This is a genomic window from Streptomyces sp. NPDC027663 (assembly GCF_055566415.1).
The window spans coordinates 84,875-105,965 of sequence record NZ_JBVHSK010000003.1 but is presented as its reverse complement, the minus strand read 5'-3'; the positions used below and the strand labels follow the sequence as shown (position 1 = coordinate 105,965).

Here is a 21,091-nt window from a genome sequence, read left to right as displayed (position 1 = left end):
AGCCGTTCTTCTGCCCGCCGGGCTGCGGTGGTTCAGGTGACCGCGGCCAGGCGGGCGAAGACGACGACGTTCCCGTCGTAGCCGTTCCGCTTCGAGAAACCGCCCCCGCAGGTGATGACCCGGAGTTCCGCCGTACCCTTCGAGCCGTACACGCGGTCGCCCGGGAAATTGTTCTTCTCGAAGACCTCGACTCCGTAGATGTCGAACACCGCGGTTTTTCCGTCCTGGCGCAGGACTTCGATCTGGTTTCCCTTCGTCAGCGCCCCGAGGCCGTAGAACACGGCGGGTCCCTGCTTGTTGTCGACATGGCCGACGATGACCGCGGTGCCCTTCTCCCCCGGGGACACCGCGCCGGTGAACCAGCCGGCCACACCGGGGGTCTCCGGCGGCGGTGCGGCGACCCAGCCGTCCGCGTCCAGCCCGACCTGCACGACGGGCGCGTCCACCCGGATCGCCGGGATCCGGACCCGGCTCACGGGGGAGAACGGCAGAGCGACGGGCGGGGGCGCGAAGGTGCCCAGGGTGGCACGGACGTCCGGCGCCGCCGCCGAAGCGGGCTGCGGCGGGCCGACGTCGAACTCTCCCGAACCGTTCCGGATGAGCGCCAGGCCGGTCAGCAGAACAAGCGCTATCACGCCCCACGGGGCGCGCTTCTTCCGCCGCTCCTCCTCCTCGGCAAGCCCGGACAGCTTGGACGCAGACATGAGCCATCCCCTCTCGACGCAGCCGTCACCACGTCCGTCGCGCATGGGAAAACGCTAAATCCCGCGCGCGCGAGGGGCGACGAGGGGAATGGCGAACGGGTGGCCCGCCGGGCACCCGGTGCGCCATCCGAGTTGCCGTTCCCAGATATTTTCTGACGGCCCGTGACCTGCGCCAATATCCGATTGTGTGCTTTTCCGTCGGCGTGTCGGATCACCAGGACGGACCATTCTCGACATGCGGGCGTGTTCCGCGCGCCCGAGGGTCTACCCGGGAGGTGTTTTCTCGCCGATCCACCCGGGGACGGGACCCGGGGTGCCTCCCGCGGAGGATCACATGCGCAATCAACATGCCCTGGCGGCGGCGTGCACCGCGCTCGCCGTGCTCGGGCTCGCCGCCCCCGTGGCCGTCGCGGACGGCATGGGCAACGGGGGCGGGCCGAGCAGCACCGACACCACAGTCATCGTCCCCGGTACCGGCAACATCGGCACCTTCAACGGCACCGGCGTCCTTCCCGGCACCGGCGTTCTCCCCGGGAACGGGCGCTTCAACGGCAACGGCAACTTCAACGGCAACGGCAACTTCAACGGGAACGGCAACTTCAACGGGAACGGGAACGGGAACGGGAACTTCAATGGCAACGGCCGTGGGGGCGACGGCTTCGGAAACGGCCGTGGCGGCAACGGCTTCGGGAACGGCCGAGGGGGTGACGGCTTCGGGAACGGGCGAGGAGGTGACGGCTTCGGGAACGGCCGCGGAGGTGACGGCAACCGAGGGGACGACTTCGGCCGCGGGGAGGGAGGCAACGGTTTCGGGGGCCGTGGTGACGACTTCAACGGGAACGACATCTTCGTCACGCCGGACGTCCTGCCTGCCGGGGGCCGCCTCACGATCATCGTGAACGGCTGCCGGAGCGGCACGGCGGGTTCCGACGCCTTCGGCACCGTCCGGCTGGAGCCGTTCCGCGACGACACCGCGCGCGGCGTCGCCACGGTCGACCGCGACGCGCGCCGCGGCCGCTACGACGTCACCGTCCGCTGCGACGGCCGCACCCTGACCCGCCGTAACGCCTTCACCGTGCTCGGCGGTGTCGCCGGCGGCCTCGGCGGCAGCAGGACGAGCGGTGCGACGCCCACCGACATGGCCATCGGCGGTGGACTGGTGGGTGCGGCCGTGATCGGCGGTGGTGTCTTCTGGTTGCGTCGTCGGCACGAGAAGCGCATCTGAGCCCCCGGCGCACCGAGGTCACCGGACCCGGCTCCCGCGACCGAGCACGGCGCACGCCAGGCCTTCGCCCCGATCCCTGGCGGGAGCGGGGGCGCAGGCCTGGCGTGGTGTCGTGCCGTGCCCTCCGGGCGATGGGCTGGTGTCGTGCCGTGCCGTTCGGGACCGCGACGGCGCCCGGGCCGTGCTGCCCGGGGACTATCCGCCGACGTTCGGGAAGAGGTTCAAGAACGGCTCCGCCGTCACCGCGATGCCACGGCCGTACGGGGCGTCGAAGTCCCAGATGAGGAACAGCATGAAGGCGATGGTCGCGGAGAACAGCCCGGCCAGGATCAGTTCGCGCCGGGTGCGCCGGATCTGCAGGGCGAACACCATGGCGATGGTGATCAGCCCGCCGCTGATCAGCCCCCACCAGACGACCGGCGGCATGGTGGCCCCGGTCGAGTCGGCACGCGCGTTGCGGGCCTGGTCGGCGGCGGCGAACTGGTCCAGCAGCGGCTGGTAGGCCTGGGCCTCGAAGTCGTTCTTGGGCTGGTAGTCGGTGACGTCCTCCCGGACGGTCCGCAGCAGTTCGGTGCCACGATCCGTGACCTGCTCGTCGTGCGCCATCCTCTTCCACTCGGTGTGCACGACGTAGCTCACGTAGGCGTCGACGTCACCGCGGATGCGGTCACGGATGTCCGGCGGGTAGACCCGGACCCGCTCGTCGATCTCGTGCAGCGCCTGGGCCTCCGCCTGCACGTGGTCCTCGGCGGAGTTGCGGGCCTCCCACACGCCCGCGATGGCCAGGCCCAGGACGATGGCGTAGATGACGCCGATCCACATCGTCATGTACTCGATGACATCCGGGGTCTCGCTGGGATCCTCGTCCTCGGCGGCCGTCCGGTGCCGCACGAGCGTGATGACGACCACCACGGCACAGGCCCCCAGCATCGCGAGGACGAGAACAAGCCAATCCGACAAGTGGTGCCTCCAGAAAATGAGCGGTGCCGGCGCGTCAGCGCGGGCGCAGCGCCGCGACGGCGACGATCGCGGGGACGGTGATGAGCAGGACGTAGGTGACGGGCGAGGTGTGGCCGCGCGGGGTGTGGCTGACGGCGTGGGGGTGGTACGCCGGGTAGCTCACGGGTGTCGCCGAGGGCCGCGGGGTCCACTGGGGCGCCGGCTTGGGCGCGGGTTTCGGCCTGGGCGCCGGGGGCGGGGTGGGCGGGGGCGCCGGCCGGGGCGGCGGGGGTGCCGGAACGGGCCGGGTGGGCGGCTTCGGCGTGGGTGTGGGCGGGGGAGTGGGGGTGGGCGTGGGTTTCGGCTTCGGTGTCGGGTGCGGTGGGGGCGTCGGCTTGGGCGGTGGCGGCGGCTTCGGCGGCGGAGTGGGGGTGGGGGAGGGCGGCGGTGTGGGCGGACACGGCGGCGGTGTCGGCTTCGGGCAGGGGGACGGGGGATCGGGCCAGTGGTGGCCGCCGGCGTAAGCCACCGCCACCGCGCCGTCCGGGCCCGTCGAGGCGTACGCACAGGCGTCGGCCGACGCACTCCCGGCCGGACAGCCCACCAGGGTCCAGGTCAGCGCCAGCAGGGCCAACACCCTTGCGGCGGGCGCGCATCGGGTCACTTCGGGTCCATGCACGACGAAGATCATGAGGCGCGGAACGCCGCCGCACGCCGGAGTGCGCCGAGATTGCTCCGAAAGGGGGAGTTCGGGTGATCAGTTGTTTGACGACCGGAAGTGCCGGAATCAGTGCAGTACGCCCATGCGTGCGCCATTTTCCTGCCCTGGTCCGGGATCCGGACGGGGCGCGGCGCAGAAGCCGAGCGGGGCCGCGGCGCAGGGTCCGTGAGGGGGCGCGGGGCAGGGCCGGGGAGGGGCGTCTCACAGGTTCCCGAAAGAAATTCCCGGCGCCGTTGAACGCTGCGCCCCCCGCGGTGCGTACCCATGGCCGTGCGGCGTGCGCAGCAAGGCGCTGCAATATCCAGGCGATAATGGGGAGTTGACGATGAATACCTCCTGGCGGACCGCCTCACTGGTGGCTTCAGCCGCTTCGGTGCTGGTGCTGACGACGGCGTGCGGTCAGGACAACGCCACCACTCCCGCGTCGGCGGCCCAGAACGTGGGCGCCACGGCCGCGGCCGGCGACTACGGCAACCCGGGTGCCGGAGCCACGACCGGTGCGGGCAACGGCTACGGCGCCGACGGCAGCAAGACCTCCAGCTCCCCGACCCCAGCCGCCCCCGCCGGCAAGCTGACCGTGGCAGCCAACCCCGACCTGGGCAATGTGCTGACCGACGGCTCGGGCCTCACCCTGTACCGGTTCGACAAGGACACCGCCAACCCCCCCAAGTCGAACTGCGACGGAGACTGCGCCACCACCTGGCCGCCGGTACCCGCCGACGACGCCACCGCCGGCGCCGGTATCGACAAGGCCCTGCTGGGCGAGGTCACCCGCGCCGACGGCTCCAAGCAGCTCACCGTCGGCGGCTGGCCCGCCTACCGTTACGCCAAGGACGTCAACGCCGGTGACGTCAACGGACAGGGCGTGGGCGGCAAGTGGTTCGCGCTCGCTCCCAGCGGCAAGAAGGCCAAGCTGTCCGATCTGCCCGGCCTGTCGGTCCGTAAGGACCCCAAGCTCGGCGAGGTCGTCGTGGACCGCAACGGCATGACGGTCTACCGCTTCCTCAAGGACGAGGCCTGGCCGAAGCCCGTCTCGAACTGCACCGGTGCCTGCCTCGAGAAGTGGCCGGCCGTGGGCCCGGTCAACGCCGACGACACCGAGGGCTTGAAGAAGAAGGGCCTGATGTCCTTCTCCCGTCCCGACGGTGTCAAGCAGATGACGGTCAACTGCTGGCCGATCTACACGTTCGCCGGGGACAAGGCCCCCGGCGACACCAACGGTCAGGGCGTGGGCGGCACGTGGTACGCCGTCTCGCCCGACGGCAAGCCGGTCGGCGCGCCGGGCAACTAGATCACCTCCCCAGGGTCGATCGCCCCGCCCCAGTCCAGCGCGCGACCGCAGATCCGCCCCCTCCGCACCGCACGGAGGGGGCGGATCGCTGTGTGTGCGCACAAGCACGGGATGTCGTGCACTCGTCGCACGGCGGGGTCATACGGGCACTTGCCGCAGGCAGTGACCGGGAACGGACGGTCAATTTCCGGTTCGGGTCGCTCCTTTGGCAGGCGATCAGTAGCCTCAGCTCGAACATCGGATCGCCTACACTTGTCCACGCCTTGGAGAGATACATGGAGCGTCCCGCCTGGGCCCCACGGAGCATCGACATCTCGGTGCCGAGCATCTCGCGGATCTACGACTACTACCTGGGCGGTTCGCACAACTTCGAGGTCGACCGGGAAGCGGCCCGCAGGGCCATGGAGTTCATGCCGGGTCTGCCCAAGATCATGCAGGCCAACCGGGCGTTCATGCGCAGGGCCGTGCGGTTCGCGGCCGGTGAGGGCATCACCCAGTTCCTCGACATCGGTTCCGGCATCCCGACGTTCGGCAACGTCCACGAGGCGGCCCGGGCGGCCGTACCGGGCGCACGGGTCGTCTACGTCGACCACGACCCGGTGGCCGTCGCCCACAGCCAGGCGGTGCTGGCGGGGAACGAGGACGCCGACGTGATCGCCGCCGACCTGCGCGGGCCCCAGGAGATCCTCGAAAGCCCCCGACTGGAGCGGCTGATCGACCTGAATCGGCCAGTGGCCCTCCTTCTCGTTGCCATACTGCACTTCGTGGAAGACGCGGACGACCCTTACGGAGCGGTGGCCGAGCTGAGCAAGGCGCTCGCACCCGGCAGCATGCTGATCCTCACCCATGCCTCGCACGAGGGAATCCCGGTGCCCGCCGAGCGGGCCGAGGGCGCGGTGGACGTGTACAAGGACATTCGGAACCCGCTGATCATGCGCTCGCGCGAGGAGATCGCGCGGTTCTTCGAGGGGTACGACATGGTGGAACCCGGACTGGTGCCGATGCCGCACTGGCGCCCGGACTCGGCGCCGGCGGACGAGGATCCCTATGCGTTCTCCGGATTCGCCGGCGTGGGGCGTACGGCGTGAGCGCGGAACCGGACGGGCCGGAGGACAGACTGCGCCGGTTGACGACGATCTGGAGCCGGGCCGTCTTCCCGGTGACCTCGACGTCACTGACCCGCGCCGAGTTCGAAAATCAACTCCTGCCGTTCGCACGCCGGTTGAGTGAGCTGCTGCGGGCGCGCAGCTTCGACGCGGAGGCCGCGAAGGCGGTCGGTGCCGCCCTGGTCGGGGCGCACTGCACCGACCCGGAGACGCTCACCCGCACCCTGGACTGCATCGACGCGTACCTCGTCCTGTACTGCGGTGCGGACGGCCCGCAGGACGAACTGCGCATGCGTTCCTCGCGGTTGCAGCACGCGATGGCCGCCGGCTACGCCCAGGCGCTGCGCGAGCGCACCCTCGCCGAGCAGGAGGCCATCGCGCAGGCCGCGTTGCAGGCCCAGGGAGTGGTCGCGCAGGCGCTGCACGCCAGCGAGGCCCGCTTCCGCGCGGTGTTCGAGGGCGCGGCCATAGGGATCGGCATCGCCGACCTCGACGGCAACGTCCTCCAGGTCAACCAGGCGCTGTCGCGCATGTTCGGGCTCTCCGAGAACGCCCTGCGCGGCCGCCGGGTCCAGGACTGGGTCCATCCCGAGGACGCCCCGCAGACCTGGCGGCTCTACGACGAACTCGTGCGCGGCGACCGCGAGCACTACCACGTGGAGAAGGCGTTCAACCGCCCCGACGGCACGGTCCTGTGGACCAACCTCACGGTCTCCCTGCTGCGCGACGCCGACGGCACCCCGCAGTACCAGCTCGCCCTCATGGAGGACACCACCGAGCGCCGGCTGCTCAACCTCCGGCTGCGCTACGAGGCCACGCACGACGCCCTCACCGGACTGCCCAACCGGACACTGTTCTTCGAGCGGCTGGAGAAGGCCCTGGGCGCGGGCGAGGGCCAGCGTTTCGGACTGTGCTACCTCGACCTGGACGGCTTCAAGACCATCAACGACAGCCTCGGCCACGCGGCCGGCGACCGGCTGCTGGTGGAGGTCGCCGACCGGCTTCAGTCCTGCGCGACCGCCCCCGGCGAGATGGTCGCCCGGCTCGGCGGCGACGAGTTCGTGGCCCTGACCACCGGCCCCGGCACCGCGCGCGAGGTCGACGAACTCGCCGAGCGCATCATGAGCGCGCTCGTGACCCCCATCAGCATCGACGGCCGCGACCTCCTGGTCCGCGGCAGCCTCGGCATCGTCGAGGGCCCGGCGGGTGAACGCACGGCCGCCGAGGTGCTGCGCAGCGCGGACATCACGATGTACCGGGCCAAGTCCGCGGGCGGCAACCGCTCCGAGCTGGCCGATCCCGAGGCCGACGCCCGCGCCATCACCCGCCACGGCCTCACCACGGCCCTGCCGACCGCCCTGGAACGCGGCGAGTTCTTCATCGAGTACCAGCCCCTGGTCCACCTCGGCGACGGCAGCGTGCGTGGCGCCGAGGCCCTGGTGCGCTGGCTGCACCCGCAGCACGGAGTCCTCGGCCCCGACCGGTTCATCCCGCTCGCCGAGCACACCGGCCTGATCGTCCCGCTGGGCCGCTGGGTCCTGCAGGAGTCGATCCGCCAGGCCCGCGCCTGGCGCGAACGCCACGGTGAGGAGACGGCCGCCGGGCCCCTGCGCATCAACGTGAACCTCTCGCCCTGCCAGCTCAGCCACCCCGGCCTGGTCCAGGACACCGTCGAGATCCTCGAACGCGCGGGCGTCGCCCCGGACGCCCTGTGCCTGGAAGTCACCGAGTCCGCGCTCATCGGCGCCGACGACGACCTGCTCAAACCGCTGCGCCGGCTGGCCGAGATGGGCGTCGACATCGCCCTGGACGACTTCGGCACCGGATACTCCAACCTCGCCAACCTGCGCCGTCTGCCGGTCAGCATCCTCAAACTCGACCGCTCCTTCACCCAGGGCATGCAGCAGTTCCCCGCCGACCCCGTCGACCTGAAGATCGTGGAGGGCATCGTCTCCCTCGCCCACAGCCTCGACCTGGCGGTCACGGTCGAGGGCGTGGAGACCGGCGCCCAGGCCGAACAGCTGCGGATACTGGGCTGCGACACGGCCCAGGGCTGGTACTACGCCAGGCCGGGCCCGCCGGAGCGGCTCCACGAGCTGGCCTTGGTGGACGCCACAGGCTGAAGCGTCCCGAAGGGGCGCGGGGCTGCGCTGCACATGCGGCTGTGCTGCACATGCGCGGCTGTGCTGCACATGCGCGGCTGTGCTGCACATGCGGCTGTGCCGCGTGGGCCCGAGCGACCACGGACGGCCCGCGCCCCGGAACGGTCCGTACCCCGGAACGGTCCGTACCCGGCCGACGCGTCCGAACGGACCGCCTCTCACCGCTCGAGCAGCATCCGCTGAAGCTCCCGCGCGGCCCGGGGCGGAGCGACGTCACTGCGGTGAGCCAGCGCAATGGTCCGTTGCAACCCCGGCCGGGCCAACGGAGTGACCCTCAGCCCCTGCCCCGCCCGAGCAGCCACCATCCGCGGCACCACGGCCACCCCCAGCCCCGCCCGGACGAATCCCAGTACCGCGTCCATCTCGCCCCCCTCGACGGCGAACTCGGGCTCGAACCCGGCGGAGCGGCACGCCGCGACGGTCAGCTCTCTGAGGTCGTAGCCGTGCCGGAACATCACCAGGCGCTCGCTCTCCAGGTCCGCGATGCGCACGACCCGGTCGCCCGCCCAGGAGGTGCCCGGTACCGGTGCCTCCGGCGAGGACACCACCACCAGGTCCTCGCGCAGCAGCTCCACGGTCGTCAGCGCGGGCGCCGGCGTCGGCAGCGGCAGCACGACCAGCGCCAGGTCCAGCGCGCCGCGGGCCAGCTCCCGCACCAGGTCGTGCGAGCCGCCCTCCTCGATCATCAGGCGGATCCCCGGATACCGGTCGTGGAAGGCCCGCAGCACATCCGGCAGCAAGCCCGTGCACAGGCTCGGTGTGGCCCCCAGCCGCACCCGCCCCCGCCGCAGCTGCACCAGCTCCTGCACCTCGTACCGGGCGGTGTCCGCGTCCGCCAGGATGCGCCGGGCCAGCGGCAGCAGCGCCTCACCGGCGTCGGTCAGTGTGATGTTGCCCCGGGCGCGCAGGAAGAGATCCGCGCCCAGCTCCCGCTCCAGCGCCTTGATCTGCTGGGACAGCGACGGCTGGGCGACGTGGACCAGCTCGGCGGCCCGGGTGAAGTGCCGGGTCTCGGCGACGGCCACGAAGTACTGGAGCTGCTGGAACTGCATGCCACCAGAATAGGCCCAGCCTATGGAATCAAGCCGGACCATGTCTTGGACCGATCGGCACCCCGGGCCCTAGCGTGCTGGTCATGGCACTGGCAACGCGGACGGACCGACGGCCGTCCATGGCACGCACCGTGTGGGACAGCTCCGTCGGCAAGAAGTCGGTCATGGCCGTCAGTGGCGTGATCATGCTGCTGTACCTGGTCGCCCATGTGATCGGCAACCTGAAGATCTTCTTCGGTGCCGGGGAGTTCAACCACTACGGGCACTGGCTGCGCACGGTCGGCGAACCCTTCATGCACTACGAGTGGACCCTCTGGCTCGTCCGCATCGTCCTCGTCCTCGCCGTGGTCGCCCACGCCACGTCCGCGTACCAGCTCAGCCGCCGCGACATCAGGGCACGGCCGAGCAAGTACGTGCACAAGAAGCCGAGGGCGAGCTACGCCACCCGCACCATGCGCTGGGGCGGCGTCATCCTCGGCCTGTTCATCGTGTGGCACGTCCTCGACCTGACCACCGGCACCGTGCACTCCGGGGGCTTCCAGGAGGGCCACCCGTACCAGAACGTCGTGGACACCTTCTCCACCTGGTACGGCAACGTCGTCTACATCGTCGCGATGCTCGCGCTCGGCCTGCACATCCGGCACGGCTTCTGGAGCGCGGCCCAGACCCTCGGCGTCGGCAGCCGCGCCCGCGACCGCGCCCTGAAGACCGCCGCCGACGTCCTCGCGCTGCTGCTCACGGCCGGTTTCGTCGCCGTACCCGTGGGCGTCATGACCGGAGTGGTGAGCTGACATGACCGACTACGTGAACTACACGACCGGCGAACCCGCCGTCGACGGCAAGGCTCCCGCCGGCCCGGTCCACGAGCGCTGGGACAAGCGCCGCTTCGAGGCCAAGCTGGTCAACCCCGCCAACCGGCGCAAGCACACCGTCATCGTCGTCGGCACCGGCCTCGCCGGCGGCTCGGCGGGCGCCACCCTCGCCGAACAGGGCTACCACGTCGTCCAGTTCTGCTACCAGGACTCCCCGCGCCGTGCCCACTCCATCGCCGCGCAGGGCGGTATCAACGCGGCGAAGAACTACCGCAACGACGGCGACTCCATCCACCGCCTCTTCTACGACACCGTCAAGGGCGGTGATTTCCGGGCCCGCGAGTCCAACGTGCACCGCCTCGCACAGATCTCCGTCGAGATCATCGACCAGTGCGTGGCCCAGGGCGTGCCGTTCGCCCGCGAGTACGGCGGCCTGCTCGACACCCGCTCGTTCGGCGGCGTCCAGGTCTCCCGCACCTTCTACGCCCGCGGCCAGACAGGCCAGCAGCTGCTGCTCGGCGCGTACCAGGCCCTCAGCAGGCAGATCGCCGCGGGCAACGTGGAGATGCACCCGCGCACCGAGATGCTGGACCTGATCGTCGTCGACGGGCGGGCCCGCGGGATCGTGGCGAGGGACCTGATCACCGGCAAGATCGACACGTACTTCGCCGACGCCGTCGTCCTCGCCAGCGGCGGCTACGGCAACGTCTTCTACCTGTCGACCAACGCCATGAACTCCAACGCGACCGCCGTCTGGCGGGCGCACCGGCGCGGCGCCCACTTCGCCAACCCCTGCTTCACCCAGATCCACCCGACCTGCATCCCGCGCACCGGCGACCACCAGTCCAAGCTGACGCTGATGAGCGAGTCGCTGCGCAACGACGGCCGTATCTGGGTGCCGAAGGCCAAGGGCGACGACCGGCCGCCGAACCGGATCCCCGAGGACGAGCGCGACTACTACCTGGAGCGCATCTACCCGTCCTTCGGCAACCTGGTCCCGCGTGACATCGCCTCCCGCGCCGCGAAGAACGTCTGCGACGAGGGCAGGGGAGTGGGCCCCGGCGGACAGGGTGTCTACCTCGACTTCGCCGACGCCATCGAGCGCATGGGCCGCAAGGCGGTCGAGGCCCGGTACGGCAACCTCTTCGACATGTACCAGCGGATCACCGACGAGGATCCGTACGAGGTGCCGATGCGGATCTACCCGGCCGTGCACTACACGATGGGCGGCCTGTGGGTCGACTACGACCTGCAGACCACCATCCCCGGCCTGTTCGCCGTCGGAGAGGCCAACTTCTCCGACCACGGCGCCAACCGGCTCGGCGCCTCCGCGCTGATGCAGGGCCTCGCCGACGGCTACTTCGTGCTGCCGGCCACCATCAACGACTACCTGGCCCGCAACCCGCACCAGGAGCCGGTCACCGCCGGACACCCGGTGGTCCAGGAGACCCTGGCCGAGACAGAGGACCGGATCAACCTGCTGCTGGCTGTGGACGGAGACCGCACCCCCGACTCCTTCCACCGCGAACTCGGCGAACTCATGTGGGAGTTCTGCGGCATGGCCCGCACCGACGGCGGTCTGCGCAAGGCCCTGGAACGCATCCCGCAGATCCGCGAGGAGTTCTGGCGCCGGATCAAGGTGCCCGGCACCGGCGAGGAGTTCAACCAGTCGCTGGAGAAGGCCAACCGCGTCGTCGACTACCTGGAACTCGCCGAACTGATGTGCCTCGACGCACTGCACCGCGCCGAGTCCTGCGGCGGCCACTTCCGCGAGGAGTCCCAGACCCCGGACGGCGAAGCGGCCCGCAGGGACGACGAGTTCGCCTACGCGGCGGCCTGGGAGTTCACCGGCACCGGCGAGCCTCCCGTCCTGCACAAGGAAGACCTGGTCTTCGAGTACGTCCACCCCACCCAGCGGAGCTACGCATGAAGCTCACCCTGCGCGTCTGGCGGCAGAAGAACGCCGGCGCCGAAGGAGCGATGTCCACCTACGAGGTGGACGACATCTCGCCCGACATGTCCTTCCTGGAGATGCTGGACGTCCTCAACGAACAGCTCATCCTCTCCGGCGAGGAGCCGGTCGCCTTCGACCACGACTGCCGTGAGGGCATCTGCGGCGCCTGCTCGCTGGTCATCAACGGCGACGCGCACGGGCCGGAGCGCACCACCACCTGCCAGCTGCACATGCGGTCCTTCCAGGACGGCGACACGATCGACATCGAGCCGTGGCGGGCGTCCGCCTTCCCGGTGATCAAGGACCTGGTCGTGGACCGGTCGGCGTTCGACAGGATCATCCAGGCCGGCGGCTACATCACCGCGCCGACCGGGTCCGCGCCCGAGGCGCACGCCACGGCGGTGCCCAAGGCCGACGCCGACTTCGCGTTCGAGCACGCGGAGTGCATCGGCTGCGGGGCATGTGTGGCCGCGTGTCCCAACGGGGCGGCGATGCTGTTCACCTCCGCCAAGGTCAACCATCTGAACGTGCTGCCCCAGGGCGCGCCCGAGCGGGAGACGCGGGTGCTGGACATGGTCGCGCAGATGGATGCGGAAGGGTTCGGCGGGTGCACTCTCACCGGCGAGTGCGCCACCGCCTGTCCCAAGGGGATTCCGCTGATGTCGATCACGAGCATGAACAAGGAGTGGCTCAGGGCCACCCGGAAGGCGGGGAAGCGCTGATCGCCTCGGGGCTGCGGGAGCGTTGCGGCTGCTCGCGCAGTTCCCCGCGCCCCTCACGGGGCGCCACCGAGCGTTCGCCGAGTGGCGGGCGGGCGGGGCCGGGAGCGGTGCTCACCCGGCCCCGTCTGGTTTCCGGGGCCCCTGTAGTCTCCGCCCATGATCTTCGGGAGCCACGGGACGCAGTGCCTCCTCGACGCCGTCGCCGCGGGCCGGTTCTTCCCGCGCACATGACCGGCGACCTCGTCCTGGAGCGCGTACTCGCTCCCGAGGAGGCCACGCGGCTGCTCGCCGGCTGCGCGACCGAGGACGGCTGACCCCGCCGTTCAACATCCCCACATCCGCTCTCCTGGCAGAGGTCACGCGCACGCCAACCGGCGTCGGAAGAACTGGAGCGGCGGGTCGTACGCACCTGGCCCGCCGCTGTCGCCGAACCGGCCCGTGACCAGGAGAGAGCCATGACCGGCGTTTCCACCCTCGACCGTCCCCCGCAGCCCGCGGCACCCACCCGCTACCGCGTCACCCTCGCCCGTGACGAGGGCGACGTGCGTGCCGCCCAGCGGCTGCGGCACGACGTCTTCGCCGGCGAGATGGGTGCCCTGCTGGCCACCACGGAGCCGGGACACGACGTCGACGCCTTCGACGCCTACTGCGACCACCTGCTCGTGCACGACACGGAGACCGGGCAGGTCGTCGGCACCTACCGGCTGCTGCCACCCGAGCGCGCCGCGGTCGCCGGCCGGCTCTACTCCGAGGGCGAGTTCGACCTGGGCGCGCTCGACGCGATCCGGCCCGGACTGGTCGAGGTCGGCCGCTCCTGCGTCCACCCCGACCACCGCGACGGCGCCGTGATCGGCCTGATCTGGGCCGGCATAGCCCGGTACATGACCGACCGGGGCCACGAGTGGCTGGCGGGCTGCTGTTCGGTGCCGCTCGCCGACGGCGGCGTCCTCGCCACCGGTACCTGGGAGCGGGTCCGCGCCAAGCACCTGGCGCCCGAGGAGTTCCGGGTCCGGCCGCTGCTGCCGTGGGTCCCGAACGCCCAGGCCCCGGCCGACCGCACCGAGCTGCCCGCCCTGCTGCGCGGCTACCTCCGCCTGGGCGCCTGGGTGTGCGGCGAGCCCGCCCACGACCCGGACTTCGGGGTCGCCGACCTGTACGTGCTGCTGTCGATGCGCCGCGTCAACCAGCGCTATCTGCGGCACTTCCTCTCCCTCGTGCCGGCCTGATGAGCGTCTGGCTGCCCAGCGCGCCCTGCAGCCCGGGCGTCTGTGTGGAGCCGGCCAGGACCGCCGTGGCCGTCCCGCGTGCCGTCCTGCGGATCGCCACGGTCGTGATCCTGCTGCTGGCCGGAATCGCGCTGTCCGCGCTCGGCTGGGGGTGCCCCCGCCTGCGGGGGAGGATACCCGCCGAGTGGGTCAGGCGATGGTGCCGGACGATCGTGCGAGCCATGGGCGTCCGGGTCCGGATCACCGGCTCGGCCCCGCCGGCCGGCGGGCTGCTGCTGGTCGCCAACCACGTCTCGTGGCTCGACATCCCGCTGCTCGCCGCCGTACGTCCCGCCCGGATGCTCGCCAAGACCGAGATCCGGCAGTGGCCGGTGGCGGGCCCGCTCGCCGCCCGCGGCGGGGTTCTCTTCATCGAGCGGGACCGGCTGCGCGCCCTGCCGCAGACCGTCTCGCGGATCGCGGGCGCCCTGCGCGAGGGCGCGGCCGTGTCCGCCTTCCCCGAGGGCAGCACCTGGTGCGGCCGGGCCCACGGCCGCTTCCACCGTGCCGTCTTCCAGGCCGCGCTCGACGCGGGCGTGCCCGTCCAGCCGGTCAGGCTGCGCTACCGCCAGCAGGACGGCGGAACCGGCACGGCGGCGGCCTTCGTCGGCGAGGACACCCTGCTCGCCTCCCTGTGGCGGGTGGCCCGCACCCGGGGCCTGGTCGCCGAGGTGGACGTACGCCCGGTGATCCCACCGGGCGCCCACGCCGACCGCCGGGCCCTCGCTCACGCGGCCCAGCCCGACTCACCCGAGCCCGCCTGGACCCATGCCGCCCTCGTCGCGGGCACGCCGGTGGGGTCCCACGACCAGCTCCGCCAACCGCAGGCAGGCGCCCACGGCGGCGGGGCGCGACCCCTTCAGCTGCCGGCGCGCTGACTGCGGCGCGGCGTCGAACGGCACCTCCACCACGTGGTCGGCCCGGAGGCCCAGGCTCCGGGGGGGCCGGAAACGCCCCGGGCGCCGGACCCCTTCGGGCTGCCGTTCTTGCCCGACTCGGTTGCCGCACCGGTGCCTTGCGCACCGGTGGGGGCGCTCGACGCTCACGGCATGACCCGTGCCAGATAGGGCGCCGTCGCGCTGCCCGCCGTCCGGGCCACGCGCTCCGGCGGGCCGGCCGCCACGATCCGGCCGCCCCGGTCGCCGCCCCCCGGGCCCAGGTCGATCACCCAGTCGGCGCCGGCGACCACCGTCATGTCGTGCTCGACCACCACGACCGTGTGCCCGCCGTCGACCAGCCCGTGCAGCCGGTCCATCAGCACCTCCACGTCGGCCGGGTGCAGTCCGGTCGTCGGCTCGTCCAGCAGGTACAGCGTGTGGCCCCGGCGCCCGCGCTGCAGCTCGCTCGCCAGCTTGATCCGCTGTGCCTCCCCGCCGGACAGCTCGGTGGCGGGCTGGCCGAGCCGCAGATAGCCGAGGCCCACGTCGAGCAGGGTGCCCAGACTGCGGGCGGCGGCCGGGGTGTCCGCGAAGAACTCCGCCGCGGCCTCCACGGTCAGGTCGAGCACCTCGGCGATGGACCGTCCCCGGTACGTCACCTCGAGCGTCCCGGGGTTGTAGCGGGCGCCGCCGCAGTCCGGACAGGGTGCGTACGTGCTCGGCAGGAACAGCAGCTCCACGCTGACGAACCCCTCGCCCTGGCAGGTCTCACAGCGCCCGCCGGGCACATTGAAGGAGAACCGCCCCACCCCGTAGCCGCGCGCCCGCGCCTCCCCGGTGCCGGCGAACACCTTGCGCACGACGTCGAACAGGCCGGTGTAGGTGGCCAGGTTGGACCGCGGGGTGCGGCCGATGGGCTTCTGGTCGACCCGGACCAGCCGCCCGACCCCTTCGAGCTCCTGCGTCAGCTCGCCGATGAGCGTGGACTTCCCGGATCCGGAGACCCCCGTGACCGCGCTGAAGGCGCCGAGCGGGAACTCGGCCGTCACCGCACGCAGGTTGTGGCGGCTCACCGGACCCACCTTCAGCCAGCCGCGCGGCTGCCGGACCTCACGTGCGGGCCCGGGCGCCTCGTCGAAGAGGAACGCGGCCGTCGCCGACTCCTCGACCGAGGCCAGCTCGGCCACCGGCCCGCTGTACAGCACCTGCCCTCCGTGTTCGCCCGCGCCGGGGCCCACGTCCACCAGCCAGTCGGCGCCGCGCACCACCTCCAGGTGGTGCTCCACCACGAACACCGAGTTCCCGGCCGTCTTCAGCCGGTCCAGTACCGTCAGCAGCGCCTCGGTGTCCGCCGGGTGCAGCCCGGCGGACGGCTCGTCCAGCACGTAGACCACACCGAACAGTCCGGAGCGCAACTGCGTGGCGAGCCGCAGCCGTTGCAGCTCGCCCGCCGAGAGGGTGGGGGTGGCCCGGTCCAGGCTGAGATAGCCGAGGCCCAGCTCGACCACCGGTGCGATGCGGGACTTCAGATCCTCGGTGAGCACCCTGGCGGTCTCCGTGCCGCCGTCGAGCAGCCCGGCGAGGTCGGTCAGGGGCAGCGCGGCCAGTTCGGCGATGGTCCGGCCGCCGAAGGTCACCGCGAGCGCCTCCGGACGCAGCCGGCTGCCGCGGCAGGCCGGGCAGGGCGCACTGGTCAGGAACCGCTCCGCCTTCGCCCGCAGGGTGGCCGACCTGGTGTCGGAGAACGTCTTCAGCACGTACCGGCGGGCGCTCATGTACGTGCCCTGGTACGGCCGTTGGATGCGGTCCGCGTCCCGGACCGGGTGCACGGTGACGACCGGCTGCTCGTCCGTGAACAGGATCCACTCGCGCTGCTCGGCGGGAAGTTCGCGCCAGGGCCGGTCGACGTCGTACCCGAGGGTGTCGAGGATGTCCCGCAGGTTCTTGCCCTGCCAGGCGCCCGGCCAGGCCGCTACGGCGCCCGCACGGACCGACAGCGAGGCGTCGGGGACCAGCAGTTCCTCGCTGGTGTCGTGCACCTGCCCGAGGCCGTGGCACTCGGGACACGCGCCGGCCGCGGTGTTCGGCGAGAACGCGTCCGAGTCGAGCCGCCCGGCGCCGGGCGGATACTCCCCGGCGCGCGAGTACAGCATGCGCAGGGAGTTGGAGAGGTTGGTGACCGTGCCCACCGAGGAGCGCGACGTGGGCGCCGAGCGGCGCTGCTGCAGTGAGACGGCGGGCGGCAGCCCGGTGATCTCGCCCACCTTGGGCGCCCCGACCTGGTGGATGAGCCTGCGCGCGTAGGGCGCGACCGACTCGAAGTACCGCCGCTGGGCCTCGGCGTAGATCGTGCCGAACGCCAGGGAGGACTTGCCGGAGCCGGAGACGCCGGTGAACACGGCCAGTACGTCCCGGGGGACGTCCACGTCGACGCCCTTGAGGTTGTGCTCACGGGCACCGCGGACGCGGATGTACGGATCGTGGGGGCTGTGCATCGGGGAACTCTATCCGCCCCCTGAGCCACTACTGCGGAGGGTTGCCCCGGTCCTGCGGCCGGGTGCCGAACTCGTCCCTCAGCTTGTCCTGCCCGGTGTCGACCTGGGAACGGTACTTGTTCCCGGTGCGCTGGTCGATGGCGTCGCCACCCCTGTCGATGCCCTTGTCGGCCATGTCTTCGTGGCCCTTGAGCATGCCCTTGATCCTGTCCATGAAGGACATGGCAGCCCTCCTCTTCGGTTGAGGCTTGCCCTACCAGGTTCACCGCCCGTGCCCGGGAACGCATCTCGGGCGGCTCGGCGGCTCGGCAGTTCGTAGGGTCAGCGGGTCATCGGGTCAGCGGCTCATCGGTTCAGTGGCCCGGCGCGAAGAGCCCGGCGAGCCGCCGGTGGGAGTCCAGCAGGGCCGCACGGTCGTAGGTGCTGGTGGTGACCAGGACCTCCTCGGCGCCGGTCTCCTTCAGCACCGTCTCCAGCTCGTGGGCGACCTGCTCCTCGGTTCCGGCGATGTGCCCGGCGAGCCCGGACTCGTAGAACTCCCGCTCCCTCGCGGTCATCGCGTGCGCCTCGACCGACTCGGCGGGGGCCAGCGAGGGGAACGTGCCGTGGGTGCGTGAGTACGCCATCGACCAGGCCTCGGGCACCAGCAGCCGCCGGGCCTCCGCCTCGGTGCCGGCGACCGCGACGGTGCCGGAGATCACGACGTACGGCTCGGACGCCCAGGGGGAGGGCCGGAACAGGGAGCGGTACCGGTCGATGCCGAGGAGCATCTTCTCCCGGTTGCGCAGATCACCGATGACCATGGGCAGACCGGCGCGGGCCGCGATCCGCACGCCCTCTCCCATGGCCAGCACGAACGGCGGCACCGTCAGCCCCTCCGCCGGGCGGGCGTGCACCCCGGTCGGCGAGCTGCCCGTGAACCAGTCCAGCAGCTCGCCGAGCTGCGCCGCGAAGTCCTCGGCGTCGCCCTTGTCCCGCCCCAGGGCCTTCCTCACCCCGTCCGTGAACCCCACGGAACGGCCGAGTCCCATGTCGATCCGTCCGGGGAACAGCGCCTCGAGTACCCCGAACTGCTCGGCGACGACCAGCGGTTGGTGGTTGGGAAGCATGACCCCGCCGGTGCCGACGCGGATCGTCCCGGTGGCGGCGGCGACCGCGGCGGCCAGCACGGTCGGCGCGGAACCGGCGACCCCGGGCACACCGTGGTGCTCCGACACCCAGAACCGGTGGAAACCGAGCGCCTCCGCCTCCCGCGCCAGCGCGACGGTGTCCCGCAGCGCCTCGGCGGGCGGCCGGCCCTCCCGGGTACGGGAACGGTCGAGGACGGAGAACCGGGTCCGGGCGATGACTGAACTGCTCACACAGGGTTCAACGTGCTGACCGGCCGGAGATTCCCGGAGTGCGACCCGGCACTAGGGTGGCGGTGTGAAAGACGCCACCCCTCGCCCGCTCGCCGTGTTCGACCTGGACAACACCCTGGCCGACACCGCTCACCGGCAGCACTTCCTGGAGAGCCGGCCGCGTGAGTGGGACGCGTTCTTCGCCGCCGCGCCCCAGGACCCGCCGCTCGCCGAGGGCGTGGCGCTGGCCGTCGAGCGGGCCCATGAGTGCGAGGTCGTCTACCTCACGGGCCGTCCCGAGCGGTGCCGTCAGGACACGCTGACGTGGCTGGCCGGCCACGGGCTGCCCGAGGGACGCGTGTACATGCGCCGCAACGCCGACCGCAGGCCCGCCCGGTTCACCAAGCTGGAGACCCTGCGCCGGCTCGCCCGGGACCGGGAGGTCCGGGTCCTGGTGGACGACGACGAGCTGGTGTGCGACGACGCCGAGCGCGCCGGGTTCACCGTCGTGCGGGCCCGCTGGGCCGCCAAGTCGGCCGCGCTGGAGGACGCGCAGGAGCGCGAGGGCCGGACCTGAGGCGGAAGCGGCGGATGCGGCGGATGCCGCCGCCGGGCCGGGTCAGTCGCCGTCCTCGATGCGGAAGCCGACCTTCAGGCCCACCTGGTAGTGCTCGATCCGGCCGTTCTCGATCTGGCCGCGGACCTGGGTCACCTCGAACCAGTCCAGATTGCGCAGGGTCTGGTCGGCTCGGGCGATGCCGTTGCGGATGGCCTGGTCGACGCCCTCGTGCGAGGTCCCGACGATCTCGGTGACCCGGTAGGTGTGGTTCGACATGCGGGTGCTCCTCTCGTGTCACGCCGTACTCCACCGTGCCGTATCCGCGCTCCGCGCGCACGGCGTCGGCTACGCGGCGCCGCTGCCCCTTGACCCTCCGCATTGGTCCATACCAAAATCCAGGCACACCCGCACGAGCACCCGTGCTCGTCCCCCCACGCCGGGCCCCCACCCCTGTCCGCACCGCCCATGCCAGACAGAACAGGACCCCTCGTGAGACGTCGTCTGCTCGCCCTCATCTGCGTCACCGGTTCCCTCGTCAGCGGCTGCGGGATGCTGCCCGGCGGACACGAGCGGAAGACCGTCACCGTCTGGCTGATGAAGGACAGCGCGTCGACGGAGTTCCTGCGGCGGTTCACCGAGGACTTCGAACGCACCCACGAGGATCTGCGGTTGGACATCCGCATCCAGGAATGGACCGGCATCGTGGACAAGGTCCGCGGCGCGATCGAGGGGAAGTCCGCGGACGGCCCGGACGTCATCGAGGTCGGCAACACCCAGGTGCCGCTGTACGCCGACGGCGGCCGGCTCGTGGACCTCACGCTGGAGTCGATGCGCGACTGGGGCAAGGACAAGTGGCTGCCCGGTCTCGCCCAGCCCGGCAAGGACGGCAACAAGCAGTACGGCATCCCCTGGTACGCGGCCAACCGCGTCGTCATCTACCGCAAGGACCTGTTCGAGCGTGCCGGCGTCACCCCGCCCAGGACCCGCGAGGCGTGGCTCGCGGGCACTGAGAAGCTCGACAGCGGGGGCAACCAGGGCATCTACCTCGCCGGACAGGACTGGTACACGCTCTCCGGATTCATCTGGGACGAGGGCGGCGACCTCGCCCGCGAGAAGGACTACGCGTGGCAGGGCACCCTGGACACGCCGGAGGCGCTGCGCGGCATGGACTTCTACCGGCGGCTCCAGGCGCTGGGCGAGGGGCCCGTGGACGCCGACGAGGAACACCCGCCCCAGGCCGGGGTGTTCGCCGGCGGCAAGGTCGCGCAGATCATCGCCGTACCCGGGCTCGCCCAGGCGATCGTGCGGCAGAACCCGGAACTGGAGGACAAGCTCGGCTTCTTCCCCGTGCCCGGCACGACCGCCGGCCGGCCGGGCACCGTCTTCACCGGCGGTTCCGACCTGGTCGTGCCCCAGAACACCGACGACCAGTTCGCCGCGACCACCGTCGTAGGAGCGCTCACGGGTGCCAAGTGGGACACCGAACTCGCCCGCACCATGAACTACGTGCCCAACAAGACCACGTTGGCCGGTGCGGTCGCGGGAAAGGAGGGGGTCGCCGCCATGGCCGCGGGCGCGGCGCACGGCCGGGCGACCCCCCACACCCCTCAGTGGGCCGACGTCGAGGCCGACAACCCGATCAAGGAGTACATGACCCAGGTGCTCGAGGGAGCGGATCCGGTGACCGAGGCCCGCCGCGCCTCACGCAAGATCACCGAGGCGCTCGCCCCGGAGGTGAACTGACCCGGCGGACCCCGCCCGCCGGGCCGGGTCCACGGGACCGGGTTCACCGGGCCGGGTTCACGGGACCGGGTTCACCGGGCGGGGTTCACGGGGCAGGATTCACCGGGCGGGGTTGACAATGGT

20 protein-coding genes are annotated in these 21,091 nt (G+C 71.6%); 12 read left to right on the top strand and 8 right to left on the bottom strand.

Annotated elements, in window-relative coordinates; translation table 11 throughout:
• Positions 1 to 32: 32 nt before the first annotated feature.
• The gene (locus ACZ4SF_RS09860) at positions 33 to 704 is read right to left on the bottom strand and encodes a class F sortase (RefSeq protein ID WP_468380746.1); all 672 of its coding nucleotides are present in this window, start codon (positions 702 to 704) and stop codon (positions 33 to 35) included.
• 334 nt (positions 705 to 1,038) lie between these two features.
• Here ACZ4SF_RS09860 and ACZ4SF_RS09855 point away from each other — a divergent pair, with 334 nt between their 5' ends.
• On the top strand, positions 1,039 to 1,929 hold the full coding sequence (locus tag ACZ4SF_RS09855; protein ID WP_468380744.1) for a hypothetical protein: 891 nt from the start codon (positions 1,039 to 1,041) through the stop codon (positions 1,927 to 1,929).
• A gap of 195 nt (positions 1,930 to 2,124) precedes the next feature.
• On the opposite strand, the gene ACZ4SF_RS09850 is transcribed toward ACZ4SF_RS09855, so the two are convergent.
• Together ACZ4SF_RS09850 and ACZ4SF_RS09845 are read right to left on the bottom strand one after the other, a co-directional pair.
• Entirely contained in the window at positions 2,125 to 2,889 is a 765-nt protein-coding gene (locus ACZ4SF_RS09850) for a bestrophin-like domain (RefSeq protein WP_468380741.1), read from the bottom strand.
• Between the two features lie 34 nt (positions 2,890 to 2,923).
• Positions 2,924 to 3,052: a hypothetical protein gene (locus tag ACZ4SF_RS09845; RefSeq protein ID WP_468380738.1), complete on the bottom strand. Its 129-nt coding sequence runs from the start codon at positions 3,050 to 3,052 to the stop codon at positions 2,924 to 2,926.
• A gap of 862 nt (positions 3,053 to 3,914) precedes the next feature.
• On the opposite strand from ACZ4SF_RS09845, the gene ACZ4SF_RS09840 reads away from it, so the two are divergent.
• The 3 genes from ACZ4SF_RS09840 (at position 3,915) to ACZ4SF_RS09830 (ending at position 8,109) form a co-directional block, all read left to right on the top strand.
• A complete protein-coding gene (locus ACZ4SF_RS09840) occupies positions 3,915 to 4,880 on the top strand; it encodes an SCO0930 family lipoprotein (RefSeq protein ID WP_468380735.1) in 966 nt (321 codons plus the stop codon).
• 275 nt (positions 4,881 to 5,155) lie between these two features.
• Positions 5,156 to 5,968 carry an SAM-dependent methyltransferase gene (locus ACZ4SF_RS09835; RefSeq protein ID WP_468380732.1) on the top strand — a complete coding sequence of 271 codons (813 nt, stop codon included), beginning with the start codon at positions 5,156 to 5,158 and terminating at the stop codon, positions 5,966 to 5,968.
• Positions 5,965 to 8,109, top strand: a complete 2,145-nt coding sequence (locus ACZ4SF_RS09830) for a putative bifunctional diguanylate cyclase/phosphodiesterase (RefSeq protein WP_468380729.1) — start codon at positions 5,965 to 5,967, stop codon at positions 8,107 to 8,109. The genes ACZ4SF_RS09835 and ACZ4SF_RS09830 overlap by 4 nt, the downstream gene beginning before the upstream one ends.
• A 197-nt stretch (positions 8,110 to 8,306) precedes the next feature.
• Here the strand turns inward: ACZ4SF_RS09830 and ACZ4SF_RS09825 are convergent, their stop codons facing one another.
• A complete protein-coding gene (locus ACZ4SF_RS09825; protein WP_468380727.1) occupies positions 8,307 to 9,200 on the bottom strand; it encodes a LysR family transcriptional regulator in 894 nt (297 codons plus the stop codon).
• A gap of 119 nt (positions 9,201 to 9,319) precedes the next feature.
• Here ACZ4SF_RS09825 and ACZ4SF_RS09820 point away from each other — a divergent pair, with 119 nt between their 5' ends.
• The 6 genes from ACZ4SF_RS09820 (at position 9,320) to ACZ4SF_RS09795 (ending at position 14,831) form a co-directional block, all read left to right on the top strand.
• Positions 9,320 to 9,991 carry a succinate dehydrogenase gene (locus tag ACZ4SF_RS09820; RefSeq protein ID WP_468382438.1) on the top strand — a complete coding sequence of 224 codons (672 nt, stop codon included), beginning with the start codon at positions 9,320 to 9,322 and terminating at the stop codon, positions 9,989 to 9,991.
• Position 9,992: 1 nt separating this feature from the next.
• A complete protein-coding gene (locus ACZ4SF_RS09815; protein WP_468380724.1) occupies positions 9,993 to 11,942 on the top strand; it encodes a fumarate reductase/succinate dehydrogenase flavoprotein subunit in 1,950 nt (649 codons plus the stop codon).
• The gene (locus tag ACZ4SF_RS09810; RefSeq protein WP_468380721.1) at positions 11,939 to 12,688 is read left to right on the top strand and encodes a succinate dehydrogenase/fumarate reductase iron-sulfur subunit; all 750 of its coding nucleotides are present in this window, start codon (positions 11,939 to 11,941) and stop codon (positions 12,686 to 12,688) included. The genes ACZ4SF_RS09815 and ACZ4SF_RS09810 overlap by 4 nt, the downstream gene beginning before the upstream one ends.
• 182 nt (positions 12,689 to 12,870) lie before the next feature.
• Positions 12,871 to 13,002: a hypothetical protein gene (locus tag ACZ4SF_RS09805; RefSeq protein ID WP_468380718.1), complete on the top strand. Its 132-nt coding sequence runs from the start codon at positions 12,871 to 12,873 to the stop codon at positions 13,000 to 13,002.
• A gap of 141 nt (positions 13,003 to 13,143) precedes the next feature.
• The gene (locus tag ACZ4SF_RS09800; protein WP_468380715.1) at positions 13,144 to 13,914 is read left to right on the top strand and encodes a GNAT family N-acetyltransferase; all 771 of its coding nucleotides are present in this window, start codon (positions 13,144 to 13,146) and stop codon (positions 13,912 to 13,914) included.
• The gene (locus tag ACZ4SF_RS09795) at positions 13,914 to 14,831 is read left to right on the top strand and encodes a lysophospholipid acyltransferase family protein (protein ID WP_468380712.1); all 918 of its coding nucleotides are present in this window, start codon (positions 13,914 to 13,916) and stop codon (positions 14,829 to 14,831) included. The genes ACZ4SF_RS09800 and ACZ4SF_RS09795 overlap by 1 nt, the downstream gene beginning before the upstream one ends.
• 164 nt (positions 14,832 to 14,995) lie before the next feature.
• Here ACZ4SF_RS09795 and ACZ4SF_RS09790 read toward each other — a convergent pair whose 3' ends face one another.
• The 3 genes from ACZ4SF_RS09790 to ACZ4SF_RS09780 all read right to left on the bottom strand — a co-directional run bounded on the left by ACZ4SF_RS09790 (position 14,996) and on the right by ACZ4SF_RS09780 (position 18,687).
• Positions 14,996 to 17,326, bottom strand: a complete 2,331-nt coding sequence (locus tag ACZ4SF_RS09790) for an ATP-binding cassette domain-containing protein (RefSeq protein ID WP_468380709.1) — start codon at positions 17,324 to 17,326, stop codon at positions 14,996 to 14,998.
• A 28-nt stretch (positions 17,327 to 17,354) separates the two neighbouring features.
• Positions 17,355 to 17,549 (bottom strand): antitoxin, encoded by a 195-nt coding sequence (locus ACZ4SF_RS09785; protein WP_468380706.1) that lies wholly within the window; start codon positions 17,547 to 17,549, stop codon positions 17,355 to 17,357.
• Positions 17,550 to 17,679: 130 nt separating this feature from the next.
• Positions 17,680 to 18,687: an LLM class flavin-dependent oxidoreductase gene (locus ACZ4SF_RS09780; RefSeq protein ID WP_468380704.1), complete on the bottom strand. Its 1,008-nt coding sequence runs from the start codon at positions 18,685 to 18,687 to the stop codon at positions 17,680 to 17,682.
• Positions 18,688 to 18,751: 64 nt separating this feature from the next.
• Between ACZ4SF_RS09780 and ACZ4SF_RS09775 the strand changes: the two genes are divergently transcribed.
• Positions 18,752 to 19,243 (top strand): phosphatase domain-containing protein, encoded by a 492-nt coding sequence (locus ACZ4SF_RS09775; protein ID WP_468380701.1) that lies wholly within the window; start codon positions 18,752 to 18,754, stop codon positions 19,241 to 19,243.
• Positions 19,244 to 19,285: 42 nt separating this feature from the next.
• Here the strand turns inward: ACZ4SF_RS09775 and ACZ4SF_RS09770 are convergent, their stop codons facing one another.
• Positions 19,286 to 19,501: a dodecin gene (locus ACZ4SF_RS09770; RefSeq protein WP_067043298.1), complete on the bottom strand. Its 216-nt coding sequence runs from the start codon at positions 19,499 to 19,501 to the stop codon at positions 19,286 to 19,288.
• Between the two features lie 213 nt (positions 19,502 to 19,714).
• Between ACZ4SF_RS09770 and ACZ4SF_RS09765 the strand changes: the two genes are divergently transcribed.
• Positions 19,715 to 20,968 carry an extracellular solute-binding protein gene (locus tag ACZ4SF_RS09765; RefSeq protein ID WP_468380698.1) on the top strand — a complete coding sequence of 418 codons (1,254 nt, stop codon included), beginning with the start codon at positions 19,715 to 19,717 and terminating at the stop codon, positions 20,966 to 20,968.
• Positions 20,969 to 21,091: the final 123 nt, after the last annotated feature.

Bases quoted from the DNA above. Each gene is read 5' to 3' on its own strand.
- ACZ4SF_RS09770 (WP_067043298.1), bottom strand. From the start codon at position 19,501: ATGTCGAACCACACCTACCGGGTCACCGAGATCGTCGGGACCTCGCAC.
- ACZ4SF_RS09825 (WP_468380727.1), bottom strand. From the start codon at position 9,200: ATGCAGTTCCAGCAGCTCCAGTACTTCGTGGCCGTCGCCGAGACCCGG.
- ACZ4SF_RS09835 (WP_468380732.1), top strand. From the start codon at position 5,156: ATGGAGCGTCCCGCCTGGGCCCCACGGAGCATCGACATCTCGGTGCCG.
- ACZ4SF_RS09820 (WP_468382438.1), top strand. From the start codon at position 9,320: ATGGCACGCACCGTGTGGGACAGCTCCGTCGGCAAGAAGTCGGTCATG.
- ACZ4SF_RS09790 (WP_468380709.1), bottom strand. From the start codon at position 17,326: ATGCACAGCCCCCACGATCCGTACATCCGCGTCCGCGGTGCCCGTGAG.
- ACZ4SF_RS09860 (WP_468380746.1), bottom strand. From the start codon at position 704: ATGTCTGCGTCCAAGCTGTCCGGGCTTGCCGAGGAGGAGGAGCGGCGG.
- ACZ4SF_RS09800 (WP_468380715.1), top strand. From the start codon at position 13,144: ATGACCGGCGTTTCCACCCTCGACCGTCCCCCGCAGCCCGCGGCACCC.
- ACZ4SF_RS09795 (WP_468380712.1), top strand. From the start codon at position 13,914: ATGAGCGTCTGGCTGCCCAGCGCGCCCTGCAGCCCGGGCGTCTGTGTG.
- ACZ4SF_RS09855 (WP_468380744.1), top strand. From the start codon at position 1,039: ATGCGCAATCAACATGCCCTGGCGGCGGCGTGCACCGCGCTCGCCGTG.
- ACZ4SF_RS09840 (WP_468380735.1), top strand. From the start codon at position 3,915: ATGAATACCTCCTGGCGGACCGCCTCACTGGTGGCTTCAGCCGCTTCG.
- ACZ4SF_RS09785 (WP_468380706.1), bottom strand. From the start codon at position 17,549: ATGTCCTTCATGGACAGGATCAAGGGCATGCTCAAGGGCCACGAAGAC.
- ACZ4SF_RS09815 (WP_468380724.1), top strand. From the start codon at position 9,993: ATGACCGACTACGTGAACTACACGACCGGCGAACCCGCCGTCGACGGC.
- ACZ4SF_RS09810 (WP_468380721.1), top strand. From the start codon at position 11,939: ATGAAGCTCACCCTGCGCGTCTGGCGGCAGAAGAACGCCGGCGCCGAA.